16 protein-coding genes and 1 tRNA gene are annotated in these 21218 nt (G+C 47.6%); 4 read left to right on the top strand and 13 right to left on the bottom strand.

Annotation, left to right across the window (positions count from 1 at the left end):
- Nucleotides 1–64: 64 nt before the first annotated feature.
- From H6H02_RS04855 to lpdA, 6 genes are all read right to left on the bottom strand, one after another.
- Entirely contained in the window at nt 65–601 is a 537-nt protein-coding gene (locus H6H02_RS04855; RefSeq protein WP_190815193.1) for a hypothetical protein, read from the bottom strand.
- Between the two features lie 270 nt (nt 602–871).
- Entirely contained in the window at nt 872–2026 is a 1155-nt protein-coding gene (locus H6H02_RS04850; protein ID WP_190815191.1) for an alanine--glyoxylate aminotransferase family protein, read from the bottom strand.
- Nucleotides 2027–2235: 209 nt separating this feature from the next.
- Nucleotides 2236–3537 (bottom strand): hypothetical protein, encoded by a 1302-nt coding sequence (locus H6H02_RS04845; protein ID WP_190815189.1) that lies wholly within the window; start codon nt 3535–3537, stop codon nt 2236–2238.
- Nucleotides 3538–3791: 254 nt separating this feature from the next.
- Complete coding sequence (locus tag H6H02_RS04840; protein ID WP_190815187.1) at nt 3792–4085, bottom strand: DUF5340 domain-containing protein; 294 nt, start codon at nt 4083–4085, stop codon at nt 3792–3794.
- Nucleotides 4086–4199: 114 nt separating this feature from the next.
- Nucleotides 4200–5081 carry an indole-3-glycerol phosphate synthase TrpC gene (gene trpC / locus H6H02_RS04835; RefSeq protein ID WP_190815185.1) on the bottom strand — a complete coding sequence of 294 codons (882 nt, stop codon included), beginning with the start codon at nt 5079–5081 and terminating at the stop codon, nt 4200–4202.
- Between the two features lie 123 nt (nt 5082–5204).
- Nucleotides 5205–6635: a dihydrolipoyl dehydrogenase gene (gene lpdA, locus H6H02_RS04830; RefSeq protein WP_190815182.1), complete on the bottom strand. Its 1431-nt coding sequence runs from the start codon at nt 6633–6635 to the stop codon at nt 5205–5207.
- Nucleotides 6636–6897: 262 nt separating this feature from the next.
- On the opposite strand from lpdA, the gene H6H02_RS04825 reads away from it, so the two are divergent.
- Nucleotides 6898–7131 (top strand): hypothetical protein, encoded by a 234-nt coding sequence (locus tag H6H02_RS04825; protein WP_190525746.1) that lies wholly within the window; start codon nt 6898–6900, stop codon nt 7129–7131.
- A gap of 74 nt (nt 7132–7205) precedes the next feature.
- Here H6H02_RS04825 and H6H02_RS04820 read toward each other — a convergent pair whose 3' ends face one another.
- Both H6H02_RS04820 and H6H02_RS04815 read right to left on the bottom strand, forming a co-directional pair.
- A complete protein-coding gene (locus H6H02_RS04820; RefSeq protein ID WP_190815457.1) occupies nt 7206–7991 on the bottom strand; it encodes an RNA methyltransferase in 786 nt (261 codons plus the stop codon).
- A 230-nt stretch (nt 7992–8221) separates the two neighbouring features.
- Nucleotides 8222–8305: transfer RNA gene (locus tag H6H02_RS04815), tRNA-Leu, on the bottom strand.
- A 202-nt stretch (nt 8306–8507) separates the two neighbouring features.
- Here H6H02_RS04815 and murA point away from each other — a divergent pair.
- A complete protein-coding gene (murA, locus tag H6H02_RS04810; protein WP_190815180.1) occupies nt 8508–9917 on the top strand; it encodes a UDP-N-acetylglucosamine 1-carboxyvinyltransferase in 1410 nt (469 codons plus the stop codon).
- A 98-nt stretch (nt 9918–10015) separates the two neighbouring features.
- Here the strand turns inward: murA and H6H02_RS04805 are convergent, their stop codons facing one another.
- The 4 genes from H6H02_RS04805 to H6H02_RS04790 form a co-directional block, all read right to left on the bottom strand.
- A complete protein-coding gene (locus H6H02_RS04805) occupies nt 10016–10939 on the bottom strand; it encodes a TIGR01777 family oxidoreductase (protein WP_190815178.1) in 924 nt (307 codons plus the stop codon).
- Entirely contained in the window at nt 10936–11340 is a 405-nt protein-coding gene (psb28, locus tag H6H02_RS04800; RefSeq protein ID WP_190815176.1) for a photosystem II reaction center protein Psb28, read from the bottom strand. The genes H6H02_RS04805 and psb28 overlap by 4 nt, the downstream gene beginning before the upstream one ends.
- 161 nt (nt 11341–11501) lie before the next feature.
- Entirely contained in the window at nt 11502–12863 is a 1362-nt protein-coding gene (locus H6H02_RS04795) for a heterodisulfide reductase-related iron-sulfur binding cluster (RefSeq protein WP_190815173.1), read from the bottom strand.
- 59 nt (nt 12864–12922) lie between these two features.
- Nucleotides 12923–14245: an FAD-binding oxidoreductase gene (locus tag H6H02_RS04790; RefSeq protein WP_190815171.1), complete on the bottom strand. Its 1323-nt coding sequence runs from the start codon at nt 14243–14245 to the stop codon at nt 12923–12925.
- A 205-nt stretch (nt 14246–14450) separates the two neighbouring features.
- On the opposite strand from H6H02_RS04790, the gene H6H02_RS04785 reads away from it, so the two are divergent.
- Nucleotides 14451–17222 (top strand): EAL domain-containing protein, encoded by a 2772-nt coding sequence (locus tag H6H02_RS04785; protein WP_190815169.1) that lies wholly within the window; start codon nt 14451–14453, stop codon nt 17220–17222.
- A gap of 99 nt (nt 17223–17321) precedes the next feature.
- On the opposite strand, the gene H6H02_RS04780 is transcribed toward H6H02_RS04785, so the two are convergent.
- Nucleotides 17322–20132: a diguanylate cyclase gene (locus tag H6H02_RS04780; protein ID WP_190815167.1), complete on the bottom strand. Its 2811-nt coding sequence runs from the start codon at nt 20130–20132 to the stop codon at nt 17322–17324.
- 705 nt (nt 20133–20837) lie between these two features.
- On the opposite strand from H6H02_RS04780, the gene grxC reads away from it, so the two are divergent.
- Complete coding sequence (gene grxC / locus H6H02_RS04775) at nt 20838–21152, top strand: glutaredoxin 3 (protein ID WP_190815165.1); 315 nt, start codon at nt 20838–20840, stop codon at nt 21150–21152.
- Nucleotides 21153–21218: the final 66 nt, after the last annotated feature.

Here is a 21218-nt window from a genome sequence, read left to right as displayed (position 1 = left end):
TAAGTGCAAAGTGATCGCTCTCGACAAGAGGCGATCGCTTTGCGCTCAAATCGGGCACATTTCCTTACTTGCTCTCATCAGGAGGTGGAGGGAAAGGCACCAGCGCCGCTTGGAAAAAATAAACGCGACCGCAATATTGCGACCTGTTAGAACAGATCGTTTCTATCGCCACATTATTGACATTAGTCACATCAAATGACAGGGAATCTTTCTGCCCAGGAACAATCGTGCGAGAATGCTTACGCTGTCCATCTAAATAAATATTGACCGTGGTGGGAGGACTACCGCTGTCGTTATCCCGCATTCCATATTCCAAATTCAGAGTTTGGAAGTAAGTGTTATAACCCTCCGGCATGATTCTACAGGTCATCGACACAAAAGCGTTGCCTGGAGCCAGACTGAGACGGCTGGTGTAGACGGCTCTACCCACAGCAACATCTGACTTATAAGGACGCCAACGACCAGGGCCAGTACTCACGCATTTAGTCTCTGGTAGAGAGACTGTACGCCGTGCCTGTACAGCTTGATTGCCCAGAGTCGCCAAGACAAAGGACAGCAGCCCGCCAATAAGAAGTTGACTGATCAACTTGGTTTTTTGCATGGAGAGATCGCCAAGTTAAAAGGTAACAATCTTTACTAATGATACCGAATCCCCAGCCCCTGAATTGGCACCGACTCCAATAATAATCAGAATGGGAGCGCTTGAGTTAGAGAGAGCGCGATCGCGATGTGCTGACTGACAAATCAGATCGGACTAAAGGCAAAATCCCGGACTTCTCAGAAGTCCGGGATCTAAACCGCTGGCATCTCACTACTCAAATAAGACTGCAATATAAAATGCCTGCAACTATCCAAACCCCAAGAGACAGCTCTAGTGGGTGCTAAATACCCTAGCGGCAGCGGCAACACCGGCTCCGGGAGTAAAGCCTTCGTATCCGACTTCTCGCAGTGTCGCTTCCAGAGCGGCAACGGCAGCGAGGATATCGCGATCGCTCACAAAGCCCAAGTGCCCAATCCGGAAGATTTTGCCTTTGAGATGGTCTTGTCCGCCAGCCAGAACGATGTCGAACCGCTTTTTCATCACGCTACGGATTTGCTCGGAATCCACCCCAGTCGGTGCCACAGCGGTAATCGCTGGACTACCTGCACCTTCAGGCGCAAACAGCGGCAACGAAAGCGCATTCATCGCCTCGCGGGTCGCAGTCATCAGCCGCTGGTGACGGGCAAAAATCGACTCCAAACCCTCAGCTTTCATCATTTTCAGGGCAACGTGCAGCCCCACAAATAAGTTCACCGGCGGGGTAAAAGGAGTCGTGTTTTTGGCGGCATCTTTGCGGTACTTGCCTAAATCCAAGTAGTAGCGGGGCAACTTAGCCGTTTTGTAAGCTTCCCAAGCTTTCGGGCTGACAGAGACAAACGCGAGTCCTGGGGGAATCATGTAACCTTTTTGGGAACCAGATCCCACCACATCAATACCCCATTCATCAATCGGCAGATGAACAGCTCCCAAGCTGGTAACAGCATCAACGATCGTTAAAGCTTCACCGTGAGCTTTAACGTGACGAATGATCGTTTCCAGATCGTTGAGAACGCCGGTAGAGGTCTCGCTATGGGTGACAATGACCGCTTTGATTTGTTTATCGGTATCGGCTTCGAGTTTTTCCCGGAATTGTTCTGGGTCGAGAGCTTGACCCCACTCAGCTTTTACCGTATCAACATTCAAACCAAAAGCTTGGCTAAGTTCCGCCCAGCGATCGCCAAATTTGCCATTACAACCAACCAAAACGCGATCACCTGGACTCAGGAAGTTAATGATGCCAGCTTCCATCGCCCCCGTGCCACTGGCAGTCAACATCAGCACGTCATTCTCGGTTTGGTGCAACCATTTCAGGTTTTGCGTCACCTCAGCCATCAGTTTGCTAAATTCACTGCTGCGGTGCCCAAATGGATGCTTGGCTAAGGCGAGTAATACCTGTTCCGGCACGGGTGTCGGGCCGGGAATCATCAACATTAACTTATCGTCCATCGATCTGTCCTTAAACTTGAAGAGCGCATACTCCAGAATCGCATATCTTTTCCAATCCATTCACCAATTAGCAATCAGCTTTTTAGCTTTTCGGAGTAATTGAGTAATCGGTAGTCGGTAGTGGGTAATCGGTTTACGGTCTATTTACGAGCTAGTACTGACAAGTAAGGAGTTAATGAATACTGAAAGATTGACAAAAAGCCAAATCTTTACTCTAATTTCTCCGGTGGATTTTTTCTTAAAAAAGCCGGAAGGTCTACCTGTAAATGTTTGTTGGGTTGAGGGGATGGAAAAGGAGTTCGGTTGATTGGCTGAGGAATCTCAGCCGCAGTTGGGGGTTCTATTGCCATTAGCAGTTCTTCCAGATCCTCAGGGCTATCTGCTAGCACTCGTTGCAAGAAATCCTTTAGTTTTTGAGCGCTGCGAAGGCTAGCATTGCAACGGTCTTTCCAGTACTGGATGGCGGCTTCGTACTCATTTGCTTGCTGGGCTTGCATGAGAATTTGCTCTTGCAGCGTCGCAGTGTGAGTTTCTAATTCAGTTGTCTGGGCTTGATAGCGATCGCGCGACTCTGCCAAGTCGTGGCAAGCTTGTTGCAATCGAGCCTGAATTTTTACTTGCTTGTCTAGCTGGTTTTCCAGGTCTTCAATCTGGCGGTGAAGAGCTTTAATGGCTGCATCCTGTTCCGCAACCAAGTCTTCAGTCTCGAAGAGGTTTGCCAACAGTTGTTGCTGTTCTTCCAGAGTTTCGTTGGCTTCTTGGAGTTGATCTTCTAGCTGATTGATAACTATAGCGCGATCGCTACATCGACGATAAAGCGCCTGCATTTGCTGCTCCTGTTCTAGCGCCTGCACCTCCAAACGCCTGACTACAGTTCGAGCTTCCAGAATTTGAAATTCTAGCTCCTGCACTCGTTGTTGCTGGGCTTCTAAGGCGGTTTGCCGGTTCGCTAGCTCTTGTTCCAGCAGCGTTTGACTGTTTTGGATAGTCTGGCGGCTCTGAGCCAGCTGCCTTCGCAAACCCCCTAATTCCCCTTGCTGCGCCTCAGCTAAAGTTTCAATTGTCGCTAACAATTCTTGAACCGTTTCGTCTTTGAGAACCGCTTGCGATTGATGACTCTCTAGCGCTTGCTGCTGCTCGAAAAGCTGTTGCTTGAATTGATCGAGCGCCCGCTGTTGAAGATTCGCGGCTTCCTCTGTCGATGCCAGCTGAGTTTCTAAAAGATGTTGCTCGCTCAGTTGGAGCCTCAACTCACTGACACAAGCTTGGGATTCCTCCAACGCCTGCTCTAACTGATGAATGCGAGCTAACTGCTGCTGTTCTTGCGAAGGCGATCGCGCCAATTCCAGCGGTTCTGGAGGCTCCTGTTCCCAGGATTGTCCTTGTGGGTCTTGCGGGGATAATTCGCTGGGTTGAGGCTGTGCAGAGGCAAGAGCATCCCTTGCCTCTGCGTCTGCTGAAGCTTCCTCTGCGTTTAACCAAAAACGATCGGCTGAATCTGGTTCAGTCACTCCGAACCTCCCAGAAGTCAATAACGGTCTTGGAGAATCCAACAGCCATCTCGTATTTCCGAGTGATGAATTAGCAGTTATCTGTTCTCGGAGCTTTTATCACCAAGTTAAGTAGAAAGCATTGACCCTAATTCTATGGCTTTCCGGCGATTTTTCTGCATTGAGGACGAAGCATCAGTGCCAGCATCTAAACGTAAAATTCAGGTATTTAAAAACTCTTGTGCCCCTACACCCTGTTCTAATCTCGAAATCTTTTATACCTTGGGTTCCCGGTGTCCGGTGACAATATCCGGGGACGGTGGTTGATCGAATGGTTGCTCGAAGGCAATATTATTCAGAGACCAACGGTAATCAACCGGCAAATTTGTTCGTTCGCAAGTTTGTTCCAGTTGCTTCTGTTGAGCCATTGCTTTACGGAGAGTGCTAATTAGCTGGTGAACTTGCTCTCGCACTGCCGGTTTTTGACTAACCGCAAATGCAGTTTGGCGCTCTAACACTTGCAAGAGTAGTTCGTAGTGGATACGAGACGGAAGAGGAATTGGCTCCATGAAACCTAATTTACCTATAGAAGTCGGGATATGGGGCAAGGATGAAGGCGGAAGGGGGAATGAAAAAATTCTGGATTCCTCTTTCATCCTCGATCCGGCAAAAGCGTTCTAATTTTAAGAAAACAGCTTGGCAATGCCAACAGCAGGGTCGGACTGTTTCACCAAAGACTCACCAATCAGCACCGCATCAGCACCCGCTTGCAGAACCAAGTGAAGGTCAGATGGGGTGTGCAGACCTGATTCGCTAACGACAGCGATCGCCCGATCCCGCAACTCGCTACCTCGCGCCGCTAAAATCTGGCAGGTTGTTTGCAAGTCTACGGAAAAATCTTCCAGATTGCGATTATTTATACCAACTAGGGTAACGCCTTCTAGGGATAATACCCGGTCTAATTCGGCTAGAGTATGCACCTCAATCAGCGGTGTCATCCTCAAAGCATTGGTAATTTTGACAAAGTATTGGAGGTCTTGATCGCTGAGAATTCCTGCAATCAGCAGCACGGCATCGGCTCCGTGGCGTCGGGCGAGATAAATTTGGTAAGGATATATCAAAAAATCCTTACATAAAACCGGCAAGTCTACGGCAGCGCGAACAGCCGTCAAATTTTCAAAACTCCCAGAGAAAAATTTTTGATCGGTTAAGACTGATAAACAGGTGGCTCCCCCTTGCTGGTAAGCAGTCGCGATCGCCACTGGATCGAAATCTTCCCGAATCACTCCTTTGCTGGGGGAAGCCTTTTTGACTTCTGCAATTAAGGCAGGTTTTGTCTTCCCTTGTCGCAAAGCTCCGATAAAATCGCGAGGCGCAGGCGCATTCTGCACTTGACGCCGCAACTCCACTAAGGGGAGGCGTTCTCGCATCTTGTCAACTTCCGTTTCTTTCTGCCAGACAATTTCCTCCAGAATGTGGAGTGGTTTGGCATCAGGTACGGCAACCTGGTAGCGTAAAGTGCTGATGGCAATCGATGGATTTGGGGGACGACGGCGAATTTGCATATTTCTTAGTTTGGCACAATTATTCAGAGGGAATCGGAGATAGGGAATGGGTCATTCGTCCAAGCTAATTCGTCATTAGTCGATTGCGAGTGACTAATGACGAATGACGAATGATTTTTAGCCTTAATGAGAACCTACAGCGCGTTTGTATGCTTCATCCAATACTTCTGAGAGGGTGGGGTGTGCGTGGACAAAGTATGCCAGAGTCTGGACAGAATTGCGTTGGGCGATCGCGTTTGCGGCTTCGTGAATCAAATCCGCTGCGTGCATTCCGATGATGTGGACGCCCAGCACTTCGCCTGTATCTTTGCGGTAAATTACTTTTGCCATCCCATCGGCTTCCCCTTCTGCGATCGCTTTCGAGTTTCCTTTGAAATAACTCTTCGCCACCGCAACTTCAAATCCTTCCTCTTTCCCCATTTCTTTCGCCGCGAGTTCTGTCTTGCCGACAAAGCTAATTTCTGGGTGAGTAAAGGCGGCAGCGGGGATGCTGTGATAATCGATCAAACGGTGACGCCCGCAGATATTCTCTACCGCCACAACACCTTGAGCAGAAGCCGCATGAGCCAGCTGCATCTTGCCCGTAGCATCTCCAATCGCCCACAGGTGAGGCACGGGTTCGCCGCCAGACAAGACTGCCATCCGGTCATCAACAGGGATAAAGCCCCGGTTTGTCTCAACGCCGATAGCGTCCAGCCCTAAGTCCTTCGTATCCGGAATGCGACCTGTAGCGACCAAGCAAGCGTCTACTTCCAGCACATCCACAACTTCTTTAGTTTTGGCGTCGGCTAGCTCAATGACCACGGGAGAACCGGGTTTAACGCTCTTCGCCAAAGTGCCTACTTTCGTTTCAATGTCGCGCGGCTTAATCAAGACTCTTTCGGCAATTGTGGCAATATCCCGGTCAAACCCTGGCATCAGCTGGGGTAAAGCTTCAATCATGGTGACTTCAGCGCCTAATGCCGTGTAAACATCTGAAAATTCTAGACCAATGTAACCGCTGCCAATAATCGCAATCCAGGAAGGTAGCGACTCCAATCTCACGCCGTCGTCGCTGGTAAAAACAGTTTTGCCATCAATTTCAATTCCGGGTGGTACCCAAGGAATTGATCCAGAGGCAATGATAATGTCTTTTGCCGTAACGGTTTTTTCACCCGATCCCGTGCTGATGGTGACTTTTTGCGGTCCCGCGATTTTCCCCCGACCTTGGAGAATCTCAACGTCCAGCCGTTTCAAACTGTTTGTCAAATCGCCGCGAAGCTTGGAGACAAGGTTATTAGCATGGTCTGCGATCGCTTGTCGGTCAAACTCAACGCCTGCAACTTGAATCCCCAGCGATTTCAGATGGTGGGCATTGCGTAACTCTCGCACTCGACCGGATGCTGCCAACAAAGCTTTAGAAGGAATGCAGCCCCGATTCACGCAGGTGCCGCCCATATCGGCTGCTTCCACAATGGCGGTTTTGAGACCGCAGGAAACGGCGTGTAGGGCAGCGCCATGTCCGCCGACACCGGCTCCAATAATCACTAAATCGTAATCAAATCCTTGAGTCACGTTACTCTCCCCTAGACGACGATGCCCTCCTCATTTTCAGCTTGACCAACGGTGAGCGCAAGTCCCCAATCGGTTGTGGAGTGAAAGAGTGCAAGTTATTCTCCTTACAATTTTCTCTAAAAAAATTACGAATGAGTCATCCCTTCAGCCGCGTGTTATATCTTAGAAACTAAAAGAAATCCAGCGATCGCTTGAATTGAGCGATCGCTGTCAATTACTAGGGTGCCCTGCCATCAAAAGCAGTGTTTGTGGAACCAGCGTAATGAATCAGAGTGACCAAGACCATCGTCGCGCCGCTGATAAAGCGTTTAGCGAATCGCTTGAGCAATTGCAGGATTTATTGGAATTGCCGGACAATCAGACGGCTCGATCCCAGTCAGAGTCGGACAGCGGTAATCATCAAAAAGAATTGACTGAAGCAGATGAGCTGGAACAAGCCGCTGCTGACATTGAGGAATATATGCAGAAAAAGACTAAATCATCGGGGAACGGATAGCAAGTAATTGGTTGGGAAAAGCGAAAAAAACACTAACCATTGTTGACCCATAACTACTGATTAGTGCCTACTTCCTAACTTCTGCCATTCTGACGCTTTACTTCGTACAACATCAAAGCAGCTGCTACAGCCACGTTTAGCGACTCGACTCCTGGACTCAGGGGGATGGTCACTTGCACCTGTGCCAGTGAAACTAACTCTGAAGACAATCCAGCACCTTCATTGCCCATCAAAATCAGCGTGGGACGGCGTAAGTCTACCTCCCAGTAGGTTAAAGTCGCACTAGGCACAGTTGCCACGACTTGCATTCCTCGTTCCCGACACTGAGAGATATCTGCGATCAAATCGGAACTGATCCGCATCGGTAGCCGAAACCATTGTCCAGCAGAGGCTCGCAGCACCTTTGGATTGTCCAGATCCACACTATCTTCACTGACACACAACCAATCCGCACCCGCAGCGGCGGCAGTACGAATCATCGTGCCGAGGTTGCCCGGATCTTGCACGGTTTCCAAAATTAGCCCCAAACCCGTAACTGGCAATGGGGACACCTGGCGGCTCATCCGGGGTGCTGTCGCGATGACACCATCGGGTTGAATCGTGGTAGCGATCGCTTTCACAATTTCCTCGCTCACCACTTCCGCCCTCTGACACCGATTACAAGCTTCTTCCCACAGTTGCTGGTGACGTTCTTGCCATTGGGGTGTACAGCATACCGTCTCTAACGGATAATCAACCGCACACGCTTCTTCCAGCAAATGCGTTCCTTCCAACAAAAATATTTGCTGCTCCCGCCGTTCCTTCGAGCGGTGTAACTTGCGAATTTGCTTGACCAGAGGATTCTGGAGACTCGTCAACATCAACAAGAATTAGGACTGACCTAGTAGGACTGAAGGATTGAGGTATCAGGACTGAGGGTTGAGAAAGTATCAAAACAAAAGAAAGAACTTTTTCCCAATCCGGCAAAGGATTGAGTTCTGAGTGTTACATAAGTGACGAAATTCTTTGTTGCTTCTTGCTACCCTATCTTGATCGCCGCTTTCTTCTACTCAGTCCTAATCCTTAGCCCTGTATAGCTAACCCCTAAAAATGCGGAACCCGGGACTTGAACCCGGAAGTCCTTGCGAACACTAGAACCTGAATCTAGCGCGTCTGCCAATTCCGCCAGTTCCGCTTAATCTCGATTTATATCACCGATTTACTATCCTGCAACATATTCCATAATTTGTCAACTCCTTTTATCCGGAAAAGTGAACCGATACAAGGTACAATGCTTCATCGATTGACAATGAAGCTAGATCGCTAATCTAGACATTTGAAATCTTTCCTGTAGAATCAAAACCAAATTTAAAAAAAGCCACCCTATTCCGTGAAATTTGGAGGACAGACCTATTAACCCCCCTCTCAGCCTGACCGATACCCAATCTCTGCCCGAAGAAGACAAGTCCGTTTTGCACATTTGGGGTAGAGCTTCCTTGCAAGGGCACGTCAAGATTAGCGGCGCAAAGAACGCGGCACTAGCGATCATGGCAGGAGCCTTGCTGTGTCCTGAAGATTGCCGAATCCGTAACGTTCCCTCGCTTGTCGATGTCAAGCGCATGGGTCAAATTCTGTCGTCCCTAGACCTGAAGCTGGAATGGAATGGCGACATCCTCGACATCAACGCTAGCCACATTGGACAATCAAAAGCGCCCTACGAGTTAGTTTCTCAGCTACGAGCCAGTTTCTTTATCGTTGGCCCAATGCTGGCGCGACTGGGTGTAGCAAGAGTTCCACTCCCAGGCGGTTGTGCTATCGGTGCCAGACCCGTCGATCTTCATGTCCGAGGTTTGCGGGACATGGGGGCAGATGTCCAAATTGATCATGGGATGGTCAATGCCCATGTAACCGGCAGCAATCGAAGATTAAAGGGAGCCAAAATTTATCTAGACTATCCCAGTGTTGGTGCGACAGAGACACTGATGATGGCGGCAACCCTAGCAGAGGGAGAAACAATCCTAGAAAATGCCGCTCAAGAGCCAGAAGTCGTGGATCTGGCTAATTTCTGCATTGCAATGGGAGCGCGGATTCGTGGTGCAGGCACCAATACAATTGTGATTTCTGGCGTCCCCAGCTTACATTCTGTGGACTACAGCATCATTCCCGACCGGATTGAGGCGGGGACATTACTCGTTGCTGGGGCGATTACCCATTCAGAACTGAGCCTGTCCCCAATTGTTCCAGACCATCTCACCGCTGTGATTGCCAAGCTGCGGGAAATTGGGGCAACGGTACTCGAAGACGCACCCGACCGCCTGCGGATTATCGGAGGGCAAACACACGCAGCAACAGATATTGAAACATTGCCCTATCCTGGTTTCCCCACGGATATGCAGGCACAGTTTATGGCTTTGCTAACCCTCAGTGAAGGGGACAGCGTGATTAGCGAAACGGTTTTTGAAAACCGATTGCGTCATGTGGCAGAGTTGAATCGCATGGGTGCAGACATTCGCGTCAAAGGCAATCATGCAATCGTGCGAGGGGTGCCAATGTTATCGGGGGCACCTGTATTGGCTACTGATTTACGTGCTTCGGCGGCGTTGGTTTTGGCAGCGCTGGCGGCAGAAGGAAAAACAATCATTCGAGGATTGCAGCATCTAGATCGGGGTTACGAAAAGCTGGAGGATAAACTGCGGCACTTGGGAGCTAAACTACAGCGGGTGCAGGATGATGACAGTTTGCCAGTTGAAGGTTTGAAGGTTGAAGATGGCAGCCTGCCGGTTGAAGGTTTGAAAGTTGAAAATTGAAGGAAGGGGAATCGGTAACAAGTAGAGTGATGAGTGATGAGATATTAATTCAAAACTCAACACTCATCACTCAAAACAATTACCTTTTTCCCAATTATCTATTCCTTCACAATTTCCGTCAGCGCTGGTTTTAGGGTCGGATATTGATATTCAAAACTTTGTGACAAGGTGCGTTTTGGAAGAACTTGTTGCCCTTCCAAAACCACTTGGGCACCATCTCCTAAGAGACCTTCTAAAACAAAGCTGGGAACTGGCAACCAGGAGGGTCGATTTAACACTTCCCCCAAAGTTTGAGCCAATTCGTTCATCCGGACTGGATTTGGAGCTGTACCGTTTAGGACACCTTCAATTTCCGGGTGGCTGAGGGCCAATAAAATCAGATTCACCAGATCGTCTCGGTGAATCCACGAGAACCACTGACGCCCTGTACCAATAGGGCCACCAGCAAACATTTTGAACGGGGGAAGCATTTTGGCAAGTGCGCCTCCCATTCCTAGGACAATTCCAGTTCGCACAATTACCAGTCGCGTGCCGCTGTCTTTGACTTTTTGGGCTTCTGTTTCCCACTCTTTGCAGACAGTGCTGAGAAAATCATTACCGGCTGCGCTGGTTTCATCAAAGGCAGCCGTTTCGCTGGTGCCGTAGTAGCCAATTGCAGAAGAATTAACCAAGAGAGTGGGCTTAGGATTGGCTTGATTAATCGCTTCTACAATTTTTTGTGTCCCTAGCTTTCGGCTATTTAGAATCGTCTGCTTTTGTTCGGGAGTCCAGCGTTTTTCCGCAATCGGTTCTCCCGATAGATTCACCACAGCATCACATCCAGTAATGGACTGTTGCCAGGAGCCTGATTCAGTGGGTGTATAAGCAATAATTTCGAGATTGGGATAGGTGTTGGCAGGAAAGACTTGCTTTGCTTTAGCAGGGTTACGGCTAAAAACCAATATTTGATTTCCTTGAGCGTGCAGTCGTTCTACCAGCCGAGAGCCGACAAATCCAGTTGCTCCTGTAATGGCTACTTTCATGCTTCTCTCGTTGCCTCTCTATCGAGGGTTTTTTTCGTGTCGCTGTAAGCCATACCATTTACCTCAGCATAGCGATTCATAAACCGCATGAATCTCTCCCAGTGGTCTTCTCGCTGAATTTCAAATTCGCAGTCCAGCCGCTGAAAGTCATCTCCTTCTGGCCCGCTGAAAACAAATTTTACAGAAGAAGGCTCAACGCTGATTTCACCTTCTTCATCCGTTAACCGCAGCCCATTAGAAAACTTATTTTTAAAGCTGTTGAATTTTTCTATGGCTTTCAGCTCGTTAAATGTCATCAATACAGTGCGGACGCCAGAACTGCGATTCCGCCGTAAGCTGACGTTACTGATTTCTTCAGGAATTCCTTCAAAAAATTGAATTAAGGGTGTATTAGAAGTCATGCACAAAATTAATGAAACTCATAAAGTAGTATACAAAAGTTAAATGCCCTCCGAGCATTGAGTCGGCGAGCTAGAGAGGTTAGAAGCGATCGCCTAAAATGTTTTTAGCAAGTGGTAGGTGTTTGTACCACAAGCGATCGCCTTCTGCCTCTACTATTACCCTACTTGTGCAGTTTCACTCCCCGAATTGACAAATCCAACAACTCAACGGGGTGCATGATGGGAATCGCCTTTTCTTGCAGTTCTAAATGCTTACTAATTTGGATCGTACAACCGGGATTTGCCGAAGCAATTAATTCAGCACCCGTATTGAGAAGGTTCTCAACTTTTTGCTTACCCAATTCTCCAGCAACTTCAGGTTGCAGCATATTGTAAACCCCAGCACTACCACAACACAAAGCTGCATCAATGGGTTCCCGCAGTTGAACGCCTGGAATTTGTCGCAATAATTGGCGCGGTTGTACGCTAATTTTTTGCCCATGCAATAAATGACAGGCATCTTGATAAACTAAAGTCAACGGTTTATCAGAAAGCGGGGAAAGTTTCGCAGTTATTCCGGCTTCGTACAGAAACTCTTGAGCGTCTTTTACTTTAGCGGCAAATTTTACGGCTTTCTCTTGATAATCGGGGTCATCTTGTAGCAGGTGTCCGTATTCTTTTAGAGTATGACCGCACCCGGCAGCATTGATGATGATGGCATCAACGTTTGTACCTTCAAAACTATCAATCATTTGGCGAGCGATCGCTTTTGCTTGTTCTTCCTGTCCTTGGTGATGTGGCAATGCAGCACAACACCCCTGAGACTTCGGAATCACGACTTCACAGCCATTAGCGGTTAACACCCGCACCGTTGCTTCATTGACCTTTGAGAAGAATAGACGTTGCACGCAGCCCAAAATAACGCCTACGCGATAGCGTTTCTCACCCTCAGCCGGAATCATCTCTGGTAGAGTGTCTACAAAGGTACTGGGAGTAATTTCTTGCAGATTTGATTCCATCGCTGCCAAGCGGGAAGAAAGGCGTTGGAGTAATCCAGTCGAACGAACCAATTTTTGCAAACCTAATTTCTGATAAACCATCAGAGGCGCTAGCAAAACTCGCAGCCGATTAGGATAAGGAAATAGGGAAAAAATTAGTTTTCGATACAACTTGTCTGGCAAACTGCGCTCATAATTGCGTTCAATCTGGGGACGCATGGCAGTAATCAACTTGTCATACTGCACGCCAGAAGGACAGGTTGTGACACAGGCAAGACATCCTAAGCAAGAGTCAAAATGCTGTACTGTGGCAGTATTCAGAGAAATCTCACCTTTGTTAATAGCATCCATGAGATAAATTCTGCCTCTGGGAGAATCCATCTCTTTGCCAATCACCCGATAGCTGGGACAAGTAGACAGACAAAAACCACAGTGAACGCAGCTATCAATTAACTTGGGATTGGGTGGATGATCGTCATCGAACCCATGAATTTTAATTGGGTTTGAGTCATCTGAATTTGTTAAAGAATTCTCTGATGTTTGCATGGATGGGTGTAATCTTCCCTACTTTTTAGACGGTATTTTCTGCGATGAAAGCGCTTTATTCACATTCCACCGACAAACCGACTTGGACTTAAAACATTTCCTGGATCAAATTGGGTTTTGATTTTCTGCATTAAATCCAGGGCGTTGCCGGTATAACCCCAAACATCTAGTTGCTGCTTCAAGGAGATCGGCGCTTCTAGAATTGTCAGAAACCCGCCGTGAGATTCACAGAGCGATCGCATCTGTTGTAGAAACGCGATCGCTGTTGTCTCTACAACATCACCATCGCACCGCAATAGCCCCAACCCACTTCCAGCATGGACGAGACACATCACCGATGGGGCATGGATTTGCAAATGAGTCAAAATGGTCGCCGCGGCAGTTGGTAATACTCCTATTTTGCAAGCGATCGCTGCCTCTGTGTGGGATGCCCACATTTGTTCTTGTAACTTCTGCCATAACTGGGTCTCATCGGCATCTGAATAGAGGACACCCTGTAAACCCAGATGCTGCCCTACTTCCAACCATCGAGCGCACTGTTCCTTCACGCTCGGCGATACACTTTGAAAACGAGCAATCGCGCCAATTCCCTCCCCTAAGCCTAAACCAGCCACCATCTGAGTGGATAGCAGGTCAATCGCCGTGGGCGTCAAGGCTGAAGCGAGCAAAGTTTTGGTGGCTGCGGCAATTTTTTCGGCTGTACCAGTCAGCACTACGGTTGCAGATGCCTCAGGCAGGGGATAAACTCGAAACGTCACTTGAGTGATAATCCCTAGGGTTCCAAAAGAGCCAGTAAATAGCTTCATCATGTCGTAACCGGCAACATTTTTTACCACTCGACCCCCAGCCTTGGCAATCTGACCATCGCTGCGGATAAAGGAAAGACCCAGTAGCATATCCCGAACCCCGCCATAGCGTTGTCGCCAGGAACCGCCCCCAGCCGTCGCAACAATACCACCAACTGTGGCGTCTTCTGGATAGGCTGGATCGAGGGCGAAAAACTGACCTTGTTGCGCTAGAATCTTTTGCAGTTCGGCAAATTTCATGCCTGCTTCGACCGTAACGGTTAAATCGCCAACCGCATGAGCGATTAAGCGATTCAGGCGTTCGGTACTGACAACTAAATTGACCCCATCAACCAATCCGCCCCAACCCAGTTTGCTGGCGCTGCCACAGGGTAAGACGCTCCACCGTTGCTGGTAGGCATAAGCCATAACCTGAGCGAGTTCTTCCTCAGTGCGGGGATAAACAATGCAATCAGGGTTCTTTCCCGGTGCAATTGCTGGCGAGATTTGTGCTTTTTGGGTGCCTTCTATCTGTTCCCACTGCACAATGCCGGAGCTGGGGAGGAGACTTTCAAGTTTTTGGGCTACGCTATTCATTGCTTAAAAAAACATCTGTGCGATCGCACTCAGGTGGACATGAACACTAGCAAAACATAAGCGCGGTACGCAAGTAGCACTGAGTTATTTTCATAACATCATTAAAGTATTTAGTTACAAATTTATTTGTCTATCTCTCAGGATAGATGCCACACTTCATACTGGTATTTATAGGGTCTATTTCTCTCTAGACAGGTTTAATTGAATGATTCGACGAAAGAATATACCGGCATTACAGCAAGCAGGAAAGACGGGAACAAACCGATCCTACGATAGAGAAAGCTTGCTAAATCGAATTACAACGCGAATTCGCCAATCTTTAGAGTTGCAAGAGATTTTGGCGACAACGGCGCGGGAAATTCGCTCATTTTTAGACATGGATCGGGTCAAAATTTACCGATTCCATCCGGATGCCAGTGGCGAAGTGATTGCCGAATCCATAAATGGCGATCGCTTACCCTCTATGATGGGGCTACGGTTTCCAGCAGAGGACATTCCTGCCCATGCTCGTGAGTTGTTTGTCAAAGTCCGCCAGCGCGTCATTATCGATGTTACGGCTAGGCAGAAAACCCAAGAGCAGTTAGATTGCCCATCAACCGGCAAAAATCTAGCCATTAGAGATATCCGCTATTCTCCCGTCGATCCTTGCCATGCTGAATATCTAACGACGATGGGGGTGAGTGCTTCTCTCGCCGTGCCAATATTGCATCAAAACAGCTTGTGGGGGTTGTTGGTGTGTCACCAGGTGTCCCAGCGCAAATTTAGCGAACAAGAATTACAAATTGTTCAGCTGCTGGTAGATCAGGTATCGATTGCGATCGCTCAGTCCCATCTTCTCCAAACTGCACGTGAACAAGCTCAGCATGAGTCAACGATCAACCAAATCAGCAGTCTGCTCCACTCCCCATTAAAAATCTCAGAAATTCGTCAGACTGTTTTAGAAAAAACCGTTAACGCCTTACAAGGTGCCTCTGGCAGATTGTATATTACAGCAGATACAACGGGTCAACCGGCTCAACTTTATACCACTGGCGAACAGCCGATCCTACCTTGGATTGAAGAAACTCCCTTCTGGCAACAAATTATTTCTGGGAAACTGAGCAGTGCTAGCATCCCAAGCAATCCTACTACAAACAATTACAAAGACAGCAATCAAGATTTCAATCCTCAAAATCCCATCAATCACTCTTCTGATTCTTGGTTTCTGAAGTCGGAATTTAATCCTCAAAATCATTCTCTTGAATCTTCGCGTCACGGCTACAAAGCAGCTAGCGAACTATCGAATTTTAAAGTTCAAAATTCTCTTTACACTATCCCCGATTTATATCAAGAACCCCAGCTAAAATATATAGCCTCTGCTTTCGGGCGAACAATGATTCGCTCGATTCTGATTGTGCCGCTCAGTTATCATCAGCAATGCGTGGGGTGCCTCACCATTTTCCGCCCTGAGATGAATACAGAAACCCTCTGGGCAGGTCGTCAGAATCCCGACGAACGCAATGTCCGCCCCCGTCAGTCATTTGAAGCATGGCGAGAAATTACCCAAGGACAGGCTAAAGAGTGGACATCCGAAGAACTCAAGCTGGCTCAAGCGGTGGGAACTCACCTCTATATGGCGGTAATGCAAAGACGGGTAGAGGATACCATCCGACATCAGGCGTCTCATGACCTCTTAACGGGTTTGCCAAACCGATTGCTATTTAATGACCGGCTTTCTCTGGCGCTGGCAAGCACTCATCTGAATTGCGGCGATATGCTGGCGGTGGTGTTTCTCGACCTGGATGGCTTCAAAACAATTAACGACACGCTCGGTCATGCCGTGGGCGACCTACTGCTGCAATGTGCGGCTCGACGCCTCACAGATTGCCTGCGAGAAAGCGACATTGTTGCCCGCTGGGGTGGGGATGAATTCACCCTTATGCTGTCACCCATCGCTTGTCTAGAAGATGTTACCAAGATTGCGAAAAGAATTCTGGGTGCCCTGAATGTTCCTTTTCATTGTGAAGATGTAGAGACCTATCATGATACCCCTTTACACATTAAGGCGAGTTTGGGGATTGCTTTGGCTCCTTATGATGGGGAAGATGCAGAAACGTTGTTAAAAAACGCCGATGCTGCGATGTATAGAGCCAAGCAACAAGGTCGCAATAATTACCAGCTATACACACCAGCTCTGGGGGCAAAAGCGCTAGAACGGTTGAGGTTGGAAAACAGACTTTACAAAGCCTTAGAACGCGAGGAATTTCTATTACATTACCAGCCGCAAGTAGACCTAAAAACAGGTCAAGTTGTGGGGATGGAAGCACTGATTCGCTGGCAATCTCCCGAACTAGGATTAATTTCTCCTTATCAATTTATTCCCGTAGCAGAAGAAACGGGTTTAATCTGTCCGATTGGAGAATGGGTTTTACGGAAGGCTTGTCTGCAAAATCGTTTTTGGCAATCAATTGGGCTGCCACCAATCCGGATTGCCGTGAATCTTTCAGGGCGTCAAGTTCAGCAACCCACTTTAGTCAAAGTTGTTGAGCAAGTTCTGGCTGAGACTGGGTTAGAGCCTCGTTATCTGGAACTTGAAATTACTGAGAGCATTGCAATGCAGGATGTGGAATGGACAATTTCTGTGTTGCAGAAGTTGCAGAAGTTGGGAATTCACATTTCAATGGATGATTTTGGGACGGGTTATTCTTCACTGAGCTATCTAAAACACTTTCCGCTCAATACGCTAAAAATCGATCGCTCATTTATTTGCGATCTCATGACGAATACTCATGATGCTGCGATTATCAAGGCAGTCATGGCACTGGGTCATGGACTCAATTTAAAAGTGATTGCTGAGGGTGTTGAAACAATAGAACAATTGGATTTTTTGTACTCAGTTCAGTGTGATGGTTTGCAGGGTTATCTGTTTAGTCCCCCGGTTCCAGTGGAAGCGGCAACAGAGATCCTTAAATCTAAAACGTTAAAAAATCAAAGTTAGAAATTCTCAGCTTGTAGGATGGGGCGACGCTCTCAATGATTCTGGTGTACTCTAACGCGAAGAGCAGCGTCTAGCAGTATCCTCTGACGCGAAGACCGGCTAGACGCCGCATACGCTGACGCGATCGCGTCCCTCTTTTTTCGCTTGATACAACGCCTCATCGGCGGCGGCAATCAGCGCTGCCGGTGAAGACGTTAAACTGGGAACGATGCTGGCAACACCCAAACTCAGCGTGACGTAGGGGCTGACTGGTGAGTGGACGTGGACAATTTCTAAGCTTTTCACCATTGAACGGATCGACTCAGCAATGTAACCGGCACCCGCAGAAGGAGTATTGGGCAAAATGAGAGCAAACTCCTCGCCCCCATAACGGGCAACTAAGTCGCTTGAGCGCTTTAGCATCAAGCGAATCGCACCAGCAACCTGTCGCAAACAGCTATCTCCAGCTTGATGACCGTAGGTATCGTTGTAGATTTTAAAACAGTCAATATCGCAGAAAATCAGCGAAATCGGCACTTGTTCTCGTGCCAGCCGCCGCCACTCTTGGGCGAGATATTCGTCAAACCTGCGTCGATTCGCCACATGAGTTAAGCCATCCAAAGAAGCAATACACTGCAACTCCCGGTTAGCTTCCTCTAGCTGTTTGAACAGAGAAGACTGCTGAATTGCGATCGCTAACCCGACGGACAATTGTTGCAACAACTTAATTTCATACGGCTCCCAGTGACGAGATCCAGAGCATTGATGGACGCAGAGGATTCCCCACAAATGAATTTTGGCGGCTGGATTGGATAAAGACGGACGGATAGGGGCAGGATTTTGGGTTTTAAATTCATTCTTCGCTTCTCGGTTTCCCCCTACCTGTTCCCGAATCAAGATTGGCACCATTAAATTCGCCCGAATTCCTGCCCCTTCCAGTAACTTCACGTAACTCGCAGGCAGATCCGCTTGGTAGATATCATCCACCGCCGACACATACCCGGTGGTTTGAAACTTTTGGATATATTCTGTCTCAAAGCAGGGGTCATACAGCGAGACATCCAGAATGGATTCACAACCGGGTGCGACAGATTCGACCACAAAACAGGCACCGCGAGGATCGAGCCGATAAAGAGCAACTCGCTCCGCTTGCAGAAAGTTTCGCACCTCCGCAACCGCTGTGTTGAGGATTTCGTTTAAATGCAAAGATTGGCGGATACGCCCTTGTATCCTCCCCAGCAAACGCTCCCGCTCAATAGAAGAGCGCAATGCCTCCTCCGTTCGCTTCCGTTCGGTAATGTCAAGAAAGCTCCATACTCTGCCAATGATTTGTTCGCCGAGTCGATGCGGTGCAGAGTAGCGCTCAAAGATTCTTCCATTTTTTAATTCCAGAATGTCGTATGCCTTGGCTTCCGGTTGCCTGGAAAGTTCCTGAATCCGTCTCACAAACGCTTCTGGCTCTTTCATCTGGTTTTTAAGGAAGACGAGTCGTTTGTCAGCGCGAGGCGAGCTTATCAGGTCTTCTGGAACCTGCCACATCTGAAGAAATTTCTGATTGTAGCTGACAATATCTCCTTCTAGGCTCACTGCAACGATGCCGTCTGCGGTTGATTCGAGTGTGGTGCGAAGCAGAGAAAGCGATTTCTCAACTTTCTCCTCTGCGGCTTTACGCTCTGTGATGTTAACGTAAGCGATCGCAACGCCATAATCTTTGAGAGGAATGGGAGCAGCAGTAACGTTAATCCAGGTAATTTCATCCTGGTCGTTCAAAATTCCCATTTCCCGATTTACAATCACTTTATTTTCTTTTAATGCCCGAACGCTAGCAAATTCTTCCGGTGGCATTGGGGTGCCATCCGGTCGGATGATGCGCCATTCTTGGCTGTCACAGCTTCTTGTTTTATGTTTTTCAATGGATAAACCGAGAATTTTTTCTGAAGCTTGATTGGCTTCAATAATATTGCCGTTTTTATCGGTAATGGAAATGCCAATGGGGAAGCGTTGAAAAAGAACTTTGTATTTTTCCTGACTTTCTCTTAACTCGGTTTCTGCCTGCTGGCGCTGGCTAATATCGCAAGAAATGGCAATGATTTCTTGCACTGCACCTGTATCTGGATGGCGGATAGTTCGGAGCGTAGTTTTTAACCAGATGTAATAACCTTGCCGATGACGCATCCGGTAGCTAACTGTTTCGATTTCTGGAAAATTTAGCTGGGTTCCATATTCTCTTAAAGTAACAGTGTCATTTTTAGCAAATTGCTCCATCACTACCCAATCTTGCGGATGGCAAAATTCAAGCACCGAGTGTCCCACTAGTTCATCCGGCTCATATCCCAGTAAAATACTGCATACAGGTGAAACGTAAAGATAAACACCTTCTGGAGTGTGGCTGGAAATCATGTCGGTGCAGTTTTCTGCCAACAATCGGTAACAAGCTTCCCTCTCAGGTAAGTTTAAGTTTGAATAGCCGAATAAGTTTTCCGGTTTTGGGTTAGGGCGATCGCTCACAACTGGCATCAGACTGCTTGGCGTGATGATTCCTACCAGTTGACTGGATTCATCCTCTACAATCAGCAGATGGCGAATCTGATGGTGGTGAAACAGTCGGCTGACAGTTTGGATATCTTCTACTTGGGATTCCTTCAAGGTGATGAGTGGCTGGTTCATCAATGCAGCGATCGCTACATCTTTAATATCTCTACCTAGAGCCGTGACTTGAACCAAGTCCCGTTCTGTAAAAATTCCGATCGGGGTTTGTGTCGCTACTTGGGTTTGTTTTTCCGCCGATACCTGCTGTTGTACCACGATGACACAGCTAGCCTGTGCCCGACTCATCAATGCGATCGCCTCTGTTGCCAGTGTGTCTGGAGTCACCGTTAGAGGGGTGCGATCGATTGCTTGATGAAGTGGTAAAGCGTAGGGGTTGAGCATATAAGAATATGTTATTAAATTTAATAAATAAAATGAATTATTTTTATTAATATTTTAAATCTTAATTGAACAAATCCCGATCCGTTTGTTAGGTAACACGGTAAGCATTAAGCATAGGAGTAGGAATTGAATTACCCCTGACTAGGGGGCTATGGCTTTACAGACAGCTCTTAACTGATGAAACAATTGTATTTTGTAATCAAAAAAACAGTTAGCTAAAAATCCTCATAGGCTAGAGGACTGAAGTCATAACGTTCTTTCTGAACTTTCCAGCCAAAAACCGGACGAGACAGTAATTAACTTGCTAAAAAATCTAGGGTTACTGCCAAGGGTACCTCTAGATGGCACCGTAGTTGCTCAAAGGTTAGCGCGATCCGTTGTAGTTGCCAACGATATAGCAGTCCTAAATGATTCGTGAAAACGAAATACCCGCTTCTCCATGAAGCCGAGAATTGAAACTGCTGGGATCTTTCAACCTAAATGGGATTGTGATATCTCATGAGAGAATACAAACCTCCAATAATAGAACTCATCTTTTGATTTGCTAAAATTGCTAATATGTTGCAGTTGTTGTTTTGCTTAAAAAAACGATCTAGTTTAGAGAGAGGTATTCAGGCTTGGGCTTGAGAAATTAAACTGAAGGCGCATTGCCGAATGCCGATAGCTAAACACATATCCAAATCTAAATAACTCAAAAATCTTAAAATGTTTGACTTTCTTAATCCAATCTTAGGGCGTCATCCAGAGCGCAACAAAGCCAACGTTGAAATTTATACTTGGCAAACTTGTCCCTTTTGTATCAGAGCAAAGATGCTGCTCTGGTGGAAGGGCGTCAACTTTACTGAATATAAAATTGATGGGGATGAAGCAGCCAGAGCTAAGATGGCTGAACGTGCCAACGGGCGTCGAAGTGTGCCGCAGATTTTCATCAATGAGCAGCATATTGGTGGCAGTGATGACCTCTATCAGCTGAATACAGGCGGAGAATTAGACTCCCTACTGGCTCAACCCACTGCTTAAGGCTAGAATCAGCTAGCACAGACGGATTTAGTTTGTGTAGGCATTTAGTTTGTGTAGTTCGTACGG

The organism is Coleofasciculus sp. FACHB-1120, assembly GCF_014698845.1.
Classification (GTDB): domain Bacteria; phylum Cyanobacteriota; class Cyanobacteriia; order Cyanobacteriales; family FACHB-T130; genus FACHB-T130.
This window is presented reverse-complemented; position numbering and strand designations above follow the sequence as displayed.

Coding starts and splice junctions, on each gene's coding strand:
- grxC (WP_190815165.1), top strand. CDS start 20,838: ATGTTTGACTTTCTTAATCCAATCTTAGGGCGTCATCCAGAGCGCAAC.
- H6H02_RS04780 (WP_190815167.1), bottom strand. CDS start 20,132: ATGCTCAACCCCTACGCTTTACCACTTCATCAAGCAATCGATCGCACC.
- H6H02_RS04790 (WP_190815171.1), bottom strand. CDS start 14,245: ATGAATAGCGTAGCCCAAAAACTTGAAAGTCTCCTCCCCAGCTCCGGC.
- H6H02_RS04840 (WP_190815187.1), bottom strand. CDS start 4,085: ATGGAGCCAATTCCTCTTCCGTCTCGTATCCACTACGAACTACTCTTG.
- H6H02_RS04785 (WP_190815169.1), top strand. CDS start 14,451: ATGATTCGACGAAAGAATATACCGGCATTACAGCAAGCAGGAAAGACG.
- H6H02_RS04850 (WP_190815191.1), bottom strand. CDS start 2,026: ATGGACGATAAGTTAATGTTGATGATTCCCGGCCCGACACCCGTGCCG.
- H6H02_RS04795 (WP_190815173.1), bottom strand. CDS start 12,863: ATGCAAACATCAGAGAATTCTTTAACAAATTCAGATGACTCAAACCCA.
- trpC (WP_190815185.1), bottom strand. CDS start 5,081: ATGCAAATTCGCCGTCGTCCCCCAAATCCATCGATTGCCATCAGCACT.
- H6H02_RS04825 (WP_190525746.1), top strand. CDS start 6,898: ATGAATCAGAGTGACCAAGACCATCGTCGCGCCGCTGATAAAGCGTTT.
- H6H02_RS04805 (WP_190815178.1), bottom strand. CDS start 10,939: ATGAAAGTAGCCATTACAGGAGCAACTGGATTTGTCGGCTCTCGGCTG.
- H6H02_RS04820 (WP_190815457.1), bottom strand. CDS start 7,991: ATGTTGACGAGTCTCCAGAATCCTCTGGTCAAGCAAATTCGCAAGTTA.
- psb28 (WP_190815176.1), bottom strand. CDS start 11,340: ATGACTTCTAATACACCCTTAATTCAATTTTTTGAAGGAATTCCTGAA.
- H6H02_RS04855 (WP_190815193.1), bottom strand. CDS start 601: ATGCAAAAAACCAAGTTGATCAGTCAACTTCTTATTGGCGGGCTGCTG.